Source organism: Anaerobacillus sp. CMMVII, assembly GCF_025377685.1.
In the GTDB taxonomy this organism is placed as follows: domain Bacteria; phylum Bacillota; class Bacilli; order Bacillales; family Anaerobacillaceae; genus Anaerobacillus.
Genome location: NZ_JACEHK010000006.1, coordinates 1 through 16,703 on the forward strand (window position 1 = coordinate 1; position 16,703 = coordinate 16,703).

The following is a 16,703-nucleotide window of genomic DNA, read 5'->3' on the forward strand; positions in this document are numbered from 1 at the left end:
AATTGAAATAGAGGAAGACGATACCCCGAGGATTTATTATAATTTTCAAGAGCCAATTGAAGGAATGAAAGTATCATAGAGTTAGAGAAAGCTTAGGACATTTTCTAAGCTTTTTTTCATGTAGTAGCATTTCCCAAAAAAATTTGTTCTACTTATTTTTATTGCGAGTATAAATGAATGATTAAATTTCAAAGGAGGAATTGTATGAGAATTGTAAAGTTATCATCAGAAGTAACAAACTTTGGTACCGTTAGAAGCATGTAAGCTATATTTTAAGAATGTTCTCCCATGGGCAAATCACTACTTTCCTATAGTTGGAAGTGCCAATAAGATTGCAGCGGATAAAAACTTATATCGATGAAATAGCGTTGTTTGTATATAGTGGAAACATAGTTGCTATTGGGAAAATTGCAAAGTATGAGTTGGACGAAAATAATAGAGTTGCTGGTTTTCAGTTAAGAGAAGATAGCTTTAGGGTATTTGATAACACATATGATTTAGTAAAGCTTGAAAGGAAAATGACAAGTAATGGATATAATGTCTCAATCAACAGGGGACCGGGATGGAATGAAATCCCACAAGAATATGAAAGGGTTGTAATTAATTATTTGGTAGAAAACGAGTGGAAATCATACTTATAATCTTGTTGGAAATGGTGCAGAGGGAAATCCCTCTGTTTTTTATTTCTTAAAACAAAGCTAAGTTTGCTTCAATTATGGTAGCGACATTTCCTAAATATGGTACATGTGTTATTATTATTGTAACTAATAATCTGAAAACGGTGATGCTGATGAGTAGCAATTTTTCATTTTTTAAAGGGAAATGGGATGTACTTGCAAACTTAGGGGAAGCTGCTGAGAGAAATGTCTATCAAGACCCACATACAACTATTATGAAACTTCGCTTGTTTGGTGAAACTTTGACGAAGTTTATTCTTGCTTTAGAAAATATTAAAGAAACATATGATACAAGGCAAGTTGACCGTGAAAATACGTTGCGTCGAGAAGGAATTCTCGAAAGTGAATTAGTCGAATTATTTGAGACAATTCGTCGTAAAGGTAATCGTGCTTCACATGAAGCTGATTACGGGAGCACAGAAGAAGCAAAGTTACTTTTGCGCCTAGCCTATCGTTTATCTGTATGGTTCATGGAGGTTTACGGGGCTTGGGATTTTGAAGCTCCAGAATACATAGAGCCACAAGAGCAATCAATTGTTAATGTAGAAAAACTTCTTCAGGAGTATGATGAAAAGAAAAAACTAGAGGAAGAATTAGCTGAAGCTCGTAAGCAAGCGGAACAAGAGAATGATAATGAGAAAAAAGAACGTAGAAAGAAATCAAAGAAGTTTATCCAGCGTCAGCAATTAACAGAAGCAGAAACTCGTACCATTATTGATGAGAAATTACGTTCTGCCGGTTGGGATGTTGATACTGAGATTTTGAATTATCACAAATACGGAACCCTTCCTGAGAAAAAACGAAATTTGGCTATAGCAGAATGGAAAGTTCAAGGCGGAAGAGTTGATTATGCATTATTCATAGGCAAAAAGCTGGTAGGTTTTATTGAAGCAAAAGCTGAAAAGAAAAATGTACCTGGTGTCCTTGAAAGCCAAACAAAAATCTATGCAAAAAATGTTATTCAAGTAGATGACGAAGAAATTATCTACTCTAGTTCAGAGTACAAAGTACCGTTTTTATTTGCAACAAATGGACGACCATATTTAAGACAGCTCCAAGAACAGTCAGGTATTTGGTTTTGGGATTCTCGTAAACCTAAAGAGCATGCCTGCCCCCTTGAGGGCTGGCACTCTCCTGATGATTTGAAGCTTTTACTTGAACAAGATGAGCAGGAAGCAGATAAACGTTTGGAAGAAGAGGATATTACTAAGTTTGGACTTAGACACTATCAACAAAAAGCAGTTCTTGCTGTGGAACAAGCGTTAAAAGAAGGAAAACGAAGAATGCTCATCGCGAAAGCAACTGGCACTGGCAAGACTAGAACCGCAATTGCATTAATGTATCGTCTCATCACTTCGAAAAAATGCCGTCGCATTCTGTTTTTAGTTGACCGTAGTTCATTAGGTAAACAAACAGAAGATTCATTAAAGGATACAAAGATTGAAGGACTATCTTTTGATAGTATATATGACGTGAAGTCTCTCGATGATATGACTCCGGAAGTAGAAACGAAAGTCCATATTGCAACAGTGCAAGGAATGGTAAGAAGGCTATTTTACAGTGAGAACGAAAAGCTTCCAACTGTTGGACAATATGATTTTATCATTGTGGATGAAGCTCATCGCGGGTATACGAGTGACCGTGAAATGACCGAAGAAGAGTTGTTGTTCCAAGACCAAAATGATTACGTTAGCCAGTATCGCCGTGTTATCGATTATTTTGATGCAGCCTGTTTGGGACTAACTGCTACACCAGCACTTCATACGACTGAAATCTTTGGGATGCCAATCTATAAATACTCCTACAGTGAAGCAGTATTAGATGGTTATTTGGTGGACCACGAACCACCTTATCTGTTTAAAACAGAGCTTTCTAAGGTGGGCATTACTTTTGAAAAAGATGAAGAAGTAGAAGTCTATGACGTTGACAACGGACAAATTCAGCTTGAAAAAATGGAAGATACGGTTAGTTTTGATGTTGAACAATTTAATAAACGTGTCATTACCGAGCCATATAATAGAGCGGTATTAAGTAAATTAACGGATTATATCGACCCGTCAGGTAAGGAGAAGACGCTCATTTTTGCAGCAACTGACCAGCACGCAGATATGGTTGTCAGGCTTTTAAAGGAAGCTTTTAAAGAGCGTGGAGATGAGGTTGAAGACGATGCAATTGTTAAGATTACAGGTTCAATTTATCATCCATTAGCTGCTATCAAACGGTTTAAGAATGAGCGACTACCAAATGTCGTTGTTACGGTGGATTTATTAACGACAGGTATTGATGTTCCTAAAATTACGAATCTTGTTTTCTTACGCCGTGTCCAATCCCGTATCTTGTATGACCAAATGCTTGGGCGTGCTACTCGCCTATGTCCTGAAATTGGCAAAACACATTTTAACATTTATGATGCGGTTGGCATTTATGATAAGCTGAAAAGTTACACCGAAATGAAGCCAGTTGTGAAGCAACAAAATTATAGCATTGGGCAATTGTATGAGTCGCTTTCAAATGCTACCTCTGAAGAAGAAGCAAGCTTTTATCGTGACCAATTAGTTGCAAAAATTCAACGGAAAAAGCAACGTCTTGACGAAGAAGGAAAACAGAAATTCGAGGAACTTTCAAAAGGAAAAAGTGTTGATGATTGGGCAAAAGATATCCAAACGTATAGCCCAGAAACTGCAAAGCAACATAATATCTTATTCGAATACATGGAAACGTATCGAGTCAGAGGAGAAAAACGTTTCATCTCAAATAAAGAAGATAAAATCATTGGAGTTGAACGAGGGTACGGAGAAGGAAATAATAAACCTGAAGATTATTTAGATGGATTTGTTCGTTTCGTAAAAGAAAATATGAACGAAATACCAGCTCTTCACCTTGTTTGCACACGACCAAAAGACTTAACAAGGCAGGATTTACGAGAGTTAATTACCATCCTAGAAACAAAAGGATTTAAGCAATCTCATTTGCAAACTGCTTGGAAGCATGCGAAAAATGAAGAAATTGCTGCTGATATTATTAGTTTCATTCGACAAGCAGCTCTTGGAGAAGCGCTTGTGGACCATGAAACTAGAATTAAGCAGGCAATGCAAAAAGTATACTCATTACACGACTGGACACCGCGGCAGAAAAAGTGGTTGGAACGAATAGAAAAGCAGTTGCTCCAAGTACCTGTATTAGCACCATCACCACAGGATGCTTTTTCAGAAGAACCATTTAAAAGTCATGGTGGCTATAATCTATTGAAGCGAGAATTTGGAGATTTAATTGATGAAGTTGTTTCAACTATAAATGATAGCTTGTACGTTAGTTGATACCTTTAAAGAGAGTTCAAACCTGAGCTCTCTTTTCTTTGAAAAATTTAACTATTACTTGAAACGCTGTCTTCAAGTATTTTTAAGATATAATGTTAGAAGATTAATTACTTTGAATATGGAGGCACTAAATGAATAACCAAGAAATTGTTCAAAAACTATGGAACTTATGTAATGTACTTCGTGATGATGGAATTACTTATCAAGAATATGTAACAGAATTAACATACTTACTTTTCTTAAAAATGATGAAAGAACAAGATACTGAGAAGGAAGTAATCCCAGAAGGCTATAGATGGGATAATTTATTAGAAAAAGAAGGTCTAGAGCTTAAGACATACTATCAAAGATTATTATTAGATTTCGGTAGTAGTGACAACGAGCGCCTACGACAAATTTATAGTGACGCTTCAACAAGTATTACGGAACCTAAGAATTTAGAAAAAATTATTAAATCTATTGATGCACTTGATTGGTATAATGCTAAAGAAGAAGGTTTAGGGAACTTATATGAAGGATTGTTAGAGAAAAATGCGAGTGAAATGAAATCAGGAGCAGGACAATACTTTACTCCTCGAGTGTTAATTGATGTAATGGTAGAACTCGTTGACCCGAAGCCAGGTGAGCGTTGTAATGACCCAGCAGCAGGAACTTTGGGATTTATGATTGCTGCTGACCAATATTTAAAAGAAAAAACAGATAAATATTTTGACTTAGACCCACAAGTTGCTGAGTTTCAAAAGAAAGAAGCGTTTACTGGAATGGAGCTTGTTAAAGGTACTCACAGGCTGGCTTTAATGAATGCCTTACTTCATGATATTGAAGGAAGACTAGAACATGGTGACTCCTTATCAAGTAACGGAAAATGGTTAAAAGGCTTTGACGTTATTTTAACAAATCCCCCATTTGGAACAAAAAAAGGTGGAGAACGAGTTACTCGTGATGATTTAACGTTTGATACATCAAATAAACAGTTAAACTTTTTGCAACTAATCTATAATGCTCTAAAAGATAATGGACAAGCTCGTGCTGCTGTTGTTTTACCGGATAACGTATTATTTGAAAGTGGCGTTGGAGCCCAAATTCGTCGTGACTTAATGGATAAATGTAATTTGCACACAATTCTGCGATTACCAACAGGTATTTTTTATGCACAGGGTGTAAAAACAAATGTATTATTCTTCACTAGAGAAAAAACAGATAAAAATAACACTAAAGATGTTTGGGTGTATGATTTACGAACTAACATGTCAACTTTCGGTAAGCGTAATACGCTAACTAAAGCTCATTTTGAAGGATTTATTAAAGCTTATCAAGCAGTAGACCGCACAAAGGTTGAAGATGAGCGTTGGAACATGTTTACCAGAGAAGAAATAGCTAGAAAAGCAGATAGTTTAGACATAGGTTTGATTGCTGATGAATCCTTATCTGCTTACGACAATCTACCAGACCCAATTGAATCCGCTGAAGAAGCAATTGCTAAACTACAAAAGGCTATGAGCTTACTAAACGAAGTTGTAGAAGAGCTGAAAGCACTGGATGGTAGTGAGGTGGTCAAGTAATGAGTAATAAAAGTAAGAATACTATTAAGGAGACGTTGTCAGAAGCGGTAGTTACACAAAGGGAGCAACCCTATGAAATACCGGAGAATTGGAATTGGGTAAAGTTTGGTAATGTAGCAAAATTATATAATGGATATGCATTTAAAAGTACTGATTATCAAGAAACAGGAATTCCAGTAATTCGGATTTCGGATATTACTGGGGTAAATACGACTTCTAAAAAAGCGGTAAAAGTCCCGAATGAATTATATAATGAGCGGTTTTTAATAAAAAAGGGCGACCTATTAATTGCTATGTCAGGTGCTACTACCGGGAAAACAGGCGTTTATAACTCAAACGAAATAGCACTTCAAAATCAACGTGTGGGAAATATTAAAGAATTAAACACACAATTGCTTTACTCCCTATACAAAAATTATTTTGTATTTAACAATTCTAACGAAATTCTTAGGAAAGCATATGGAGGGGCTCAGCCCAATATAAGTGCTGCTCTAATTGAACAATTGGACTTTCCACTTCCTCCCCTTGAAGAACAAAAACGTATCGCTGAAAAAATTGACCGTCTTTTAAGTAAAATTGAAGAAGCGAAACAATTGATTGAAGAAGCAAAGGAAACGTTTGAACTAAGACGAGCTGCCATTTTACATAAGGCTTTTCGAGGTGAGCTAACTAAAAAGTGGAGAGAATTTAATGGTGAAAATGGGGATTCTCTTGAATATATTCAGGAGTTAAAAGCAAATAACAGTTTTAAAGGAAATGGAGTGATAACAGAGCCATATTGTTTACCCAATGGTTGGAGGTGGGCAAAGCTTGGAGAGTTGTTTCATGTTCAAGTTGGGAGTACTCCTAGTAGAAAAAGGGAGGAATATTGGAGAGGTTCTTTTCCCTGGTTAAGTTCAGGTGAGGTACAATTTAACAAAATAAATAATTCTAGAGAGTCTGTTACAGAATTAGCTGTTAAAGAGTGTCGATTAAAATTATCTCCAAAAGGTTCTATACTTTTTGGTATGATTGGTGAAGGAAAAACAAGAGGGCAGGTAGCTCTACTAAATTTAGATGCTTATCATAATCAAAATATTGCTTCCATTTGGGTTTCAGAAACAAAAATTTCAAGTGTTTATGTATACTATTGGCTGTTGTCACAATATATGAATAATAGACAAAATAGTGCTGGAAATAATCAACCTGCCTATAATAAAAATAGGGTACAAGAATTGTTAATTCCAATAGCACCTTTATCTGAAATTAATATTGTCGTAATTCACCTACAAAAATTATTGGAAGTAGAAGAGGAGATTTATGATTTATTAAATATTCAGGAGAAAATTAGTGACCTGAAACAATCTATCCTTATGAAAGCCTTTCGTGGTGAACTTGGAACCAACGACCCAACTGAAGAAACTGCCATTGAGCTATTAAAACAAGTAATAGAAGAAAAGTTATAATCTATAAAATAAGAGACATCCTTGCGCACAAGTGATGTCTCTTTAAATGTTGAATATTTCTTATATTTCTATACCTGAACCATCAGTATTTAGCTTTTTATTCATAGTATTAAATTGATTAATAAATCTTATTAGGTCATCGCGATTAAATAGAATTACACCATTTCGCCTCGCTAATACTTCAGCACTTTCGGTAAAGTGCCGGTTTGTAATGACGATTTTTTTATTTGCATTATAGTATCCTGCTGCTCCAACTACTTCATATACAGCATCGACACCAACTTTTTTACCTTCACCGTAACATTTTGCTTGAACAACAACTTTATCTTTTTGTTTCTTAAGTAATAAGTCTGCGCCAAAGTCTCCAGACCCAATTGTCACTTCAGCATGATACCCTTGGCTTCTAAAGATTGGAGCTAACGCATGTTCAAATTCCAATCCATTTAGATTATCGAGGTCCTCTATAGAAATACCGCTGAATGACCTAACGTTAAAAATAAGACTTTTGAAGAAACTATATATTTTCTTTAGCCCATATCCAATTAATCCAAAGAAGATGAGAACGTATAACCAGCTAAAGATAAATTTTAAAGCAGGGGTTGGAGAATAGGTGTCAAGGAAACCCAATAAAAAGAACACAACAGCTCCAAAAATGATTTTATTTTTTAACTTCCAATGCCTTACCATTGAAATGATGAAATAGTGGTCCTGTACTTGAAAAACACTTCTACTGTATTTTTTGAATGTGAGTAAATATCGAAATGATAACAACAAGATGATGCCTAAAATAATATATGGAACTATATTTGGGTGCTGCGCTGCAAGAATAAATAAGAAGAATATTGCACCAAATATAAATTCACCCTTACTGTATGACTTCCTTCTTCTGCCCATTGGATATTCCTTCCTTTGTTTTTATGTAAATTTTTCACATAAAGGACAAGGATTATTCCAACTTTTATTTGGTCGATTTAATTAAATCGATTGTTACTTATGTTACGAAGTTATGTGGTAATTTAAAATAATTAGGTAAACACTACCACATCTTTTTCAAAAGTGTCTGCGACCTGACATCGAAACACGTTGAGTGTGGAAACAATTAAAACATAAAAAACCTTCAGTTCTCTACGCTGAAGGTTTTTTAGTATAGGAGAAAAAATGGCACTTTTTCGGCACCACTTGTGATTTTTCGTCCTCGCAGGACCAAAAATAAAAGAGTTTGGAAAAGATCCAAACCCTTAATATGTAAGTATTGGCGGGACTGTGTGGGAATCGAACCCACCGAAGACGGCACGCGCCTCCCATAAGGTTTTGAAGACCTCGGCAAACACCAGTTACACAACCAGCCCCATGTTTTTTGATATAGTTTCATTGTGAAGCAAGGTCATAATGACTTGCCACTCATACATAGTACAATTATTTTAGTATAAAATCAAGTTTAATTCGACAAGTTTTAATGGCAGGTATACCATTTTTAGATAATTACCTTAATCAAGCTATATCAATCTAAATGTGATTGCGAATGCTTTCTATGCAACTGCATATAAAACATAATAGCAACTTAATAGCAAAAAAAATGAATTATGAAATTCATTAAGGTATAATTTTTAAAAATAAATCTATACTATCAGTAGTTCCTTTATCATCTGAGTATGTAGCTCAGCGGTTAGAGCAAACCTTCACGGTTATTTCGCGGGTTCAAGTCCCGCCATACTCACTTAAAAAGTCTAAATTAAGCCACTCATTTTGAGTGGTTTTTTTCATATTCGATAAGTAAGTATATGCGTTTTTAGTACTTGATGTCTAGCTCCAGGCGCCAGCCCCTCTTGGTCAAATAACCTGTCCAATTAAAAGTGAAAGACGCACTTTTTATCGGCCAGAACATTTGCATGTCGGGGCTAAGCGGGCACCTTGCGCTTTTCATACATAAAACCAAGTTTTTCTAACTTCGTGTTTGGCGATTGATAAATGAATAGCTTCTTATTGGGAAAGTTAAAGCTATAGAAATTAGCGTTGGAAGTGTTGGGTGGTGACTTGAGTATGGAAAGTTTTCCGTTTTTTATAATGGTATTGTTAATTGTTTTGTTGTTTTTATCTGCGTTCTTTTCTTCGGCGGAAACGGCTTTTTCAAGTGCGAATCGGATCAGGCTCAAAAATTATGCTGATGAAAACCGCAAAGGAAGTAAGAATGCGTTAATGATCACAGAGCAGTTTGATAAAAGCTTATCGACGATTCTTGTCGGTAATAATGTTGTGAATATTGGGGCGGCAACGATATCCGCGAAGCTTGCGACAGATCTCTTTGGCGCTGGAACTGGAATGATTATTAACACAGTTGTGATGACAACACTTGTTTTAATTTTTGGTGAGATTTTACCAAAATCGTATGCGAAAGAAAATGCAGAGAACTTTGCGTTAAAAATATCGGGTATTTTAGCGTTTTTAATGAGAGTCCTAGCTCCAGTAACGATTATTTTTATCTCGTTAAAAAAGCCATTTCAAAAATGATTACAACGAGTGAACAAAGCCCTTCCGTTACGGAAGAAGAGTTAAAAGTGATGATCAATATCAGCGAAGAAGAAGGGATTATTGATAAAAAAGAACGTGAGCTCGTTCATAGTGCGCTAAATTTTGATGACATTGTTGTCGGCGAAATTTTAACACCAAGAATTGATATGATTGCTGTGGAAGTGAATGCTCCGCATGAAGAAATCCTGCAAATGTTTTTGCTAGAACGATATTCACGGGTGCCAGTCTATCAAGAGAATATCGATAATATTATTGGGATTTTATCAGAGCGGGAGTTCTTGGCTTGTTTAGTTCAGGGAAAAACGTTTTTGGTGAAAGACTTAGTGAGAAAACCAATGTTTGTCGTTGAGTCACTAAAGATTTCTTCGTTACTGCCAGAATTACAAAAAAGCAAAACACATATGGCGATTGTTATTGATGAATTCGGTGGAACAGAAGGGCTTATTACGATGGAAGACATCCTAGAGGAAATTGTCGGAGAAATTTGGGATGAGCATGATGAAAAAATCGTGATTATGAAACAAGTCGATGAAAATACGATCCAGTTTTCGGCTGATTTTTCTCTCACTGATTTTTGTGAATTAATGAATGTTCCCGTTCCTGATAGCTCCTACCACTCGTTAGGAGGCTGGGTCGTTGAAAAATTCGAAAAAATCCCAACGATCGGCGAAGAGCTATCCTATCATCATGTGACAATCATCGTTCATGCGATGGATGGAAAACGAATACGTCAGTTAATCGTCAAGAAAAACCTACAGCTAGAAGAGTGATGAATTTAGGAAGTGAAAATTCATCACTCTTTTTTTAAAATGTTCTTTCGTTACGAAAAAACTATCATATTCCTTGCAACGAAACGACTATTAAGAGTAAAGTATATAGGGAATAACTTGACTTACATACATAGTGAAAAAGTGAAAGAAAGGTTGGTGTGCCGATAATGGGAGACCGCTTTTATACAATTGGAATGGCTGGTCATATCGATCATGGAAAAACAACGCTAACAAAAGCGTTAACAAATATTGATACCGATCGCTTAAAAGAAGAAAAAGAACGGAATATCTCGATTGAATTAGGCTTTGCACCGCTAAAGCTTAAGAGTGACATCCAAGTATCCGTCATTGATGTCCCTGGCCATGAACGGTTTATTCGTCAAATGATTGCTGGGGTTGCTGGAATTGACTTAGTGATGCTCATTGTTAGTGCGGATGAAGGCGTCATGCCACAAACGAAAGAGCATTTAGATATTTTATCCTTATTGGGCCTTGAAAACGGGATTATCGTCGTTACGAAAATTGATCGGGTTGACGAAGAACTATTGGAATTAGTTCAAGAAGATATCACGATGGAAGTCGAAGGGACGTTTTTAGAAGATGCCTCGTTTGTGTTTGTTGATAGCTTATCTGGTAAAGGGATCGATCAACTAAAGGACGTCATTGAAGAAAAACTGAGTGGTGTCTCGAGCCGTGATGCCAAAGGAGCGTTTAGACTACCAATTGATCAAGTATTCACGGTTCATGGACAAGGAACGGTTGTCAGAGGAACGATTTATGAGGGCTCAATCCAAGAAGGAGATATTCTTGAGATTTTACCACAAGGATTAAAGGTACGAGCAAGGCAGTTACAAGTTCATCATGAGAAGAAGGAACGAGGCTTTGCTGGACAGCGAACCGCTATTAATCTTGGTGGAGTTTCAAAAGACGAGGTAAAACGAGGCGACGTTTTAGTTTCCACTCAGCAGTATGCAACAACCTCGACGATTGATGTCTCCTTACAAACGTTAAAAGGGCTAGATCATCCCCTAAAGCAACGTGGTCATATCAAACTTCACCTTGGTACGGCGGAAGTTTACGGGAAAATTGTGTTTTTTGATCGGAACGAACTTGTAGGCGACGAAGCAGAGACCATCCTTTGTCAAATACGTTTAGATGAACCGATTGTAACAAGACGAGGCGACCGCTTTATTTTACGACGACCAACGCCAGTAGAAACCATTGGTGGTGGCTTTGTCATTGATCCAAACGGGGAAAAACATAAGTTTGGTGAAGCAACGATTCAATTGCTAGAACGGAAAAAAGAAGGAACGCCAGTCGAACGGGTGATCGATTCTTTAAAAGAAGAAAAGTTTTTATCGGTGTCTCAACTCCAAAAGCACGTCGATTTACCAGAAGAAACAGTTCAATTAGCACTAGAAGAATTAACTGAGAAAGAAGCGATCATCAAAACGGAGCAGGGGGACGTTGTCTTAACTTCTGTTTATGAAGAGATTGTTGAGCTAATTACTGCCGATCTTGAAGAGTTCCATGAAGAATACTCGTTACGAGAAGGGAAAAGTAAGGCAGAAGTCCTGCACTCGTTAAAACAAAATTATCCGATGAAGCTCTTAGAGTTTACACTTGCGAAAAGTGAAAAAGAAGAGCGAATTAGTAAACGTGGTCAATTCATTGCCTTATCGCCATTTCAACCACATTTCCCGAAAAAATGGGCAAAGCGGATGGAGCAGGTGGTAAATGAAATCGAAACACAAGGAATGCAAGTAGAGGCTTGGGAATTTGTCGTAGGCCGTGCACAATTACCGGTGCAGCTCCAAGAGGATTTAAAACATTACCTCGTTCGGACGAATCAAGTGATTGCCCTTGATGAAAAGCATTTTATTTCAGGCACGCAAATAAAAGCTGCAATTAAACGGTTACGAGAAAAAACAACCGATGAGTTTGAACTACAAGATGCTAAAGAAGTTCTACAGTTATCAAGAAAATATTTAGTGCCTTTTATGGAACTATTAGATCGCCTACGATTAACCATTCGAATGGAAACAAAACGCCAGTGGCAAAAAGCGGAGTATGATAAATGGATCAATCAACAATAACACTCTCATTCTTAACTCCCTATTATCATCAAGGTCGTGGCAATGCCACAACAGCTAGACGAATTGTTACAGGGCTTGAAGAAATGAAGATAGCGACGAATGTCGTTGCCTATAGCGAAGAAATATTTTCTCACGAAACTGCCAAAGAGCTTGAACATTCTTGCTTATTTCATGTGCTTCATTTTCGGAGATTTGCAGAGTGGCTAGAGGCAAGTAATTATCAAATCAAGAAACCTTATATCATCACATCTGGTGGCACAGACGTAAATATCGATATCTTTAAGCATGAGTACCAAGAGAAAATTGGCGAGGTATTGAAAAAAGCGGCAGCAATTACCGTGTTTAGTGAGGATGCGAAACAAAAGTTAGCAGGTATCTATCCTGATCTAGTTAGCCGAATTCACATCATTAAGCAAAGTGTCTGGTTTCCTGAATCCATACCAGCAAGCCAATTCCTAAACGGTGATCGTATTGGTCCAAATATTTTGCTTCCTGCAGGTTTAAGAGCGGTTAAAGATGTCTTATATGTCCTGCCAGCGCTGATCGAACTAAAGAAACAGTTTCCAGGTTTAACTTTTACGATTTTAGGGGCTCCTCTCGAAACGGGTATTGTTAACGCGGTAAAAAAGGCACAAGTAACTTATCCGTGGATCCAATATGTAGAGGAAGTGCCGCTTGAAGAAATGCAAGCCGTTTACGAGCAAAGTGATTTGGTCATTAATACCTCGCTCTCAGAAGGACAGTCATCAGCCTTACTTGAGGCGATGTACTTAGGAAAACCTGTCATTGCTAGAAAGAATGGTGGCAATCAAAGCATCATTCGTCACGGTGAAACAGGCTATTTATTCGAAACTCCTTCTAATTTTTACGAGCAAGTTCAACATTTAGTAATGAATGAGCCTTTGAAAAATTCGATTGCTCAAAATGGGCAGGCGTATGTAAAAGAAAACCATACGTTAAATGAAGAGATGACGAAGTATATTCAATTGTACAAGGAAGTTATCGGTTAGAGTTTTTCCACAAAGATCAATATAAAAATGGCTTAGAAAATTCTCTAAGCCATTTTGTACTGTATACGATGGATATCACTAGAGTTAAGTTTTTTCTACTTCTTCATGATTTGCTTTCGTTCTGCCATTTGAGGTACTTCTTCCATCCAACCATTTTTAATCATTATTTTCCCACCTTTATGGGCATATTCAAAAATATCCTTCATAAAGACAGTCATTTTTACAGGTAAATCATTTCGTAAGCTAAAAGCAGTACCTAGTGAGCTACTCCCCACAGAAAAACTACAAAAAAGACTTGTGCAATACATCATGAGTTTATCAGAAAACGGAGCTATTGTTGACCTGGTTGCATTACCACCGGATGGTACAGGTGATGGTAAATCGCTTTCAAGTAATGTTTCACTTAATTCCTTTATAATACCTTTAGCTAGCTCTGCCCCCTCATTAAAGTAGCGTTTAACTTCGCTTTCGGTTGCACATTGGGCAAAACCTGTAATCATTTGCATCCCAGTTGTATTTGAATCAATGGCATGGTGAAGATGAGCTACTTCTACCGTATTTAACGTTCGTTTTCCACTAAATGGATTGATGGCAAGTCCACTTAGGTAAGATGTATCTTTAACAAACTCAACTGATTGGGGCATTGGAACATACGGTGGTCGTGCGAGCATCCCTTTTTCAAGTAAATACTGTGTGCATTGATTATAGTATTTTTGAGTCATAGCAGTAAGGTCTTTAAAAAGCATGACTACATCTTCTCGGTATGACATCGTTATATTTAGAGAATGCAGTCCCATACTTATTTCTTTTAACAGGCGTACGAACATGATGTCAAAACCGTTATCATATAACTTTGGGACCTCTTTATTGACATCTTGAGTAGTAGTAAAACCGACAGGGATTGTTGCACCTTCATTTTTGAAGATCTCTATGATTTTATTTACAAATAAATCAACTTCATTATATAAATTTGTCATAAGATCCTTGGCTTTTTCGTCGTCGGCTTTCTCAATAAAATATTCTAACATGCGTAGTATCATTGTTTTTTCTTGATATGTAAGCCATAAAGTTCCTAGTTCTGATGATGTAATTGCAGGTTTTTCTGGCATAAGTGATACCTCCCTAAAATCTTTGCTTTTAGGTTGACCTTAAAATGTGATCTTAATTCTAGATAAGTCCTCGTAAATTTGGTTTAGTTCTTAAGACTTAAGTTATGTAAAATCTAAAACCCCCCACCAAGATTGGTGGGGGGTACCTTAGTCCTCTAAATTACTTAAAGCGACTAATGAAACGATCGCTGGGTGAATCTTTTTTGAATGTAAGTATGATAGGAAGAATTTGCGTTCATAGGGAAGTGTTTTGATGACTTTAATTCGATTTTGCTGCATCGCTTGTGTTGCAGCGATGCTTGAGACGACTGAATAGCCAAGGTCAGCTTCCACCATGCTAATGACGGCTTCGGTGGTTTTTACTTTGGCGATACATCGTAGATCCTGCGTTGAAATCCCGAAACTATTCAGCGTTTTTTCAACGCCTTGCCACGTTCCAGACCTCTCGCTTCGAAAAATAAATGGTAACCCTTTGATTAGTGATAAATCGCTAATTTCTTCACTATCTTTTGGTCCAATTAAAATGAAATGATCTTTTTTGACGACATGGCTGATGATGTCACTACCTGCCGGCTCACTACCTACAAAGCCAACATCAAGTGAGCCATCCTTTAATAGTACAGGAATATCACCTGACTCATGAATTGATAACTGGATATCAACTCCCGGATGTACATTCAAAAACTTGCGTAATAGATGAGGGACGATATAAGTGCCAGGTACCGAGCTTGCGCCTATCCGAATTACACCAGTAAGTTGCCCTTGTAGGCGCCGGCATTCCTCAACAAGCACATCCCAATCGTAAAGGAATTTCTTACCTTTTTGGTAGACCACTTTTCCTGCTTCCGTAGGCTCTACAGTTTCTCTATGTAATAAATTGATCCCAAGCTCAGCCTCAAGAGTTTTAATTTGTTTACTTACAGCAGGCTGACTTATTTTTAAAAGGTTAGCAACAACGGAAAAACTTTTATGGTCTAGGACCATCATAAATGTTTTAATTCTTTTTAAATTCATGGGCTCACCTTCATAAAAGAAGTAATAAATGCCCTAGGGCACTCGGCTAGACATTTATGAGAGTATGAGGAACATTGTGTGCTCCTCATACTCTTTTATCGACTAACGTATAAAGATTTTTCTTGTTTGGCTTCTACTTCACCGATGATCTTAGCGCTAGCAATTCCTGCTTGGTGCAGAGCATCTACATAACGTCCTGCTTCTTCTTTTGGTAAAGAGACAAGCAGACCACCAGATGTAATCGCGTCGCAAAGGATCCATTGCTCATACTCTTTGAGCGAAGCAGCATACTCGACATCATTCGCTAACCAGCGGTGATTTGCTTTTGAGCCGCCAGGAACAACTCCTGCTTCTGCTAAGGCTTCTGTTCCTTCAAGAACAGGAACATCCTCGAATTTCACCTTGAAGGTAACGTCACTTCCCTTGGCCATTTCAAAAGCATGGCCTAATAAGCCGAAACCAGTGATGTCAGTCACCGCGTTTGGATGTAAGTCCTGCAATGCTTGGGCTGCCTTATCATTGAGCGCGGCCATCGTTTCCATTACTTTTGTTAGTTGCTCTTCTGTTAGTTTATCCGTTTTAATGGCTGTTGTTTGAATTCCTACGCCAATTGGTTTCGTCAACACGAGAGCGTCACCAGGCTTTGCACCAACATTTTTAAAGACTCTGTCAGGGTGGATCACTCCAGTAACAGATAAGCCGAATTTCGGTTCTTGGTCATCGATGGAGTGCCCTCCGATAACCACAGCTCCTGATTCGTTCACTTTGTCAGCAGCACCGCATAGAATTTGCGCTAAAACGTCTGGGCCAAGCTTTTTAATCGGATACCCAACAATGTTTAAAACCGTCTTGGGAATGCCTCCCATCGCATAGACATCACTTAAAGAATTTGCCGCGGCAATTTGTCCAAACATATATGGATCATCCACAATAGGTGTGAAGAAGTCGACGGTTTGTATAATCGCTAAGTCGTCTGTTAATCGATAGACACCAGCATCATCTGATGTTTCATGCCCAACAAGGACATTTGGATCGTAAGTACGTTCAGGTAATTGGCACAAAACTTGTGCTAGGTCCTCAGGACCAATTTTGCATCCTCAACCACCTTTACCTGTCAATGTTGTTAATTTAATTTTGTTATGTTCCATTTAAGACTGCACCTCCTAATGATTAG

10 protein-coding genes, 1 tRNA gene and 1 pseudogene are annotated in these 16,703 nt (G+C 37.4%); 7 read left to right on the forward strand and 5 right to left on the reverse strand.

Annotated elements, in window-relative coordinates:
- The first annotated feature begins 332 nt into the window (after positions 1-332).
- From H1D32_RS09190 to H1D32_RS09205, 4 genes are all read left to right on the forward strand, one after another.
- On the forward strand, positions 333-641 hold the full coding sequence (locus H1D32_RS09190) for a hypothetical protein (protein ID WP_261177991.1): 309 nt from the start codon (positions 333-335) through the stop codon (positions 639-641).
- Between the two features lie 149 nt (positions 642-790).
- Positions 791-3,994 (forward strand): type I restriction-modification system endonuclease, encoded by a 3,204-nt coding sequence (gene hsdR, locus H1D32_RS09195; protein WP_261178246.1) that lies wholly within the window; start codon positions 791-793, stop codon positions 3,992-3,994.
- Positions 3,995-4,125: 131 nt separating this feature from the next.
- Positions 4,126-5,556 carry a class I SAM-dependent DNA methyltransferase gene (locus H1D32_RS09200; RefSeq protein ID WP_261177992.1) on the forward strand — a complete coding sequence of 477 codons (1,431 nt, stop codon included), beginning with the start codon at positions 4,126-4,128 and terminating at the stop codon, positions 5,554-5,556.
- Positions 5,556-7,001 (forward strand): restriction endonuclease subunit S, encoded by a 1,446-nt coding sequence (locus tag H1D32_RS09205; protein WP_261177993.1) that lies wholly within the window; start codon positions 5,556-5,558, stop codon positions 6,999-7,001. The genes H1D32_RS09200 and H1D32_RS09205 overlap by 1 nt, the downstream gene beginning before the upstream one ends.
- Before the next feature lie 60 nt (positions 7,002-7,061).
- Here H1D32_RS09205 and H1D32_RS09210 read toward each other — a convergent pair whose 3' ends face one another.
- Together H1D32_RS09210 and H1D32_RS09215 are read right to left on the reverse strand one after the other, a co-directional pair.
- Positions 7,062-7,895 carry a restriction endonuclease gene (locus H1D32_RS09210; RefSeq protein WP_261177994.1) on the reverse strand — a complete coding sequence of 278 codons (834 nt, stop codon included), beginning with the start codon at positions 7,893-7,895 and terminating at the stop codon, positions 7,062-7,064.
- A 359-nt stretch (positions 7,896-8,254) separates the two neighbouring features.
- Positions 8,255-8,351 (reverse strand) — tRNA-Sec (locus H1D32_RS09215).
- 690 nt (positions 8,352-9,041) lie between these two features.
- On the opposite strand from H1D32_RS09215, the pseudogene H1D32_RS09220 reads away from it, so the two are divergent.
- From H1D32_RS09220 to H1D32_RS09230, 3 genes and pseudogenes are all read left to right on the forward strand, one after another.
- Positions 9,042-10,300: pseudogene (locus H1D32_RS09220) on the forward strand (hemolysin family protein).
- Positions 10,301-10,467: 167 nt separating this feature from the next.
- On the forward strand, positions 10,468-12,396 hold the full coding sequence (gene selB / locus H1D32_RS09225) for a selenocysteine-specific translation elongation factor (RefSeq protein WP_261177995.1): 1,929 nt from the start codon (positions 10,468-10,470) through the stop codon (positions 12,394-12,396).
- A complete protein-coding gene (locus tag H1D32_RS09230; protein WP_261177996.1) occupies positions 12,378-13,406 on the forward strand; it encodes a glycosyltransferase family 4 protein in 1,029 nt (342 codons plus the stop codon). The genes selB and H1D32_RS09230 overlap by 19 nt, the downstream gene beginning before the upstream one ends.
- 95 nt (positions 13,407-13,501) lie before the next feature.
- Here the strand turns inward: H1D32_RS09230 and H1D32_RS09235 are convergent, their stop codons facing one another.
- The 3 genes from H1D32_RS09235 to selD all read right to left on the reverse strand — a co-directional run bounded on the left by H1D32_RS09235 (position 13,502) and on the right by selD (position 16,677).
- Positions 13,502-14,515 carry a DUF3231 family protein gene (locus H1D32_RS09235; RefSeq protein ID WP_261177997.1) on the reverse strand — a complete coding sequence of 338 codons (1,014 nt, stop codon included), beginning with the start codon at positions 14,513-14,515 and terminating at the stop codon, positions 13,502-13,504.
- A 147-nt stretch (positions 14,516-14,662) separates the two neighbouring features.
- Positions 14,663-15,529, reverse strand: a complete 867-nt coding sequence (locus H1D32_RS09240) for a selenium metabolism-associated LysR family transcriptional regulator (protein ID WP_261177998.1) — start codon at positions 15,527-15,529, stop codon at positions 14,663-14,665.
- A gap of 95 nt (positions 15,530-15,624) precedes the next feature.
- A complete protein-coding gene (gene selD, locus H1D32_RS09245) occupies positions 15,625-16,677 on the reverse strand; it encodes a selenide, water dikinase SelD (RefSeq protein WP_261177999.1) in 1,053 nt (350 codons plus the stop codon).
- Between the last annotated feature and the right edge of the window lie 26 nt (positions 16,678-16,703).

Excerpts from the sequence above, each read along its gene's own strand:
- hsdR (WP_261178246.1), top strand. The coding sequence starts at position 791 with ATGAGTAGCAATTTTTCATTTTTTAAAGGGAAATGGGATGTACTTGCA.
- H1D32_RS09200 (WP_261177992.1), top strand. The coding sequence starts at position 4,126 with ATGAATAACCAAGAAATTGTTCAAAAACTATGGAACTTATGTAATGTA.
- H1D32_RS09205 (WP_261177993.1), top strand. The coding sequence starts at position 5,556 with ATGAGTAATAAAAGTAAGAATACTATTAAGGAGACGTTGTCAGAAGCG.
- H1D32_RS09210 (WP_261177994.1), bottom strand. The coding sequence starts at position 7,895 with ATGGGCAGAAGAAGGAAGTCATACAGTAAGGGTGAATTTATATTTGGT.
- selB (WP_261177995.1), top strand. The coding sequence starts at position 10,468 with ATGGGAGACCGCTTTTATACAATTGGAATGGCTGGTCATATCGATCAT.
- H1D32_RS09230 (WP_261177996.1), top strand. The coding sequence starts at position 12,378 with ATGGATCAATCAACAATAACACTCTCATTCTTAACTCCCTATTATCAT.
- H1D32_RS09235 (WP_261177997.1), bottom strand. The coding sequence starts at position 14,515 with ATGCCAGAAAAACCTGCAATTACATCATCAGAACTAGGAACTTTATGG.
- H1D32_RS09240 (WP_261177998.1), bottom strand. The coding sequence starts at position 15,529 with ATGAATTTAAAAAGAATTAAAACATTTATGATGGTCCTAGACCATAAA.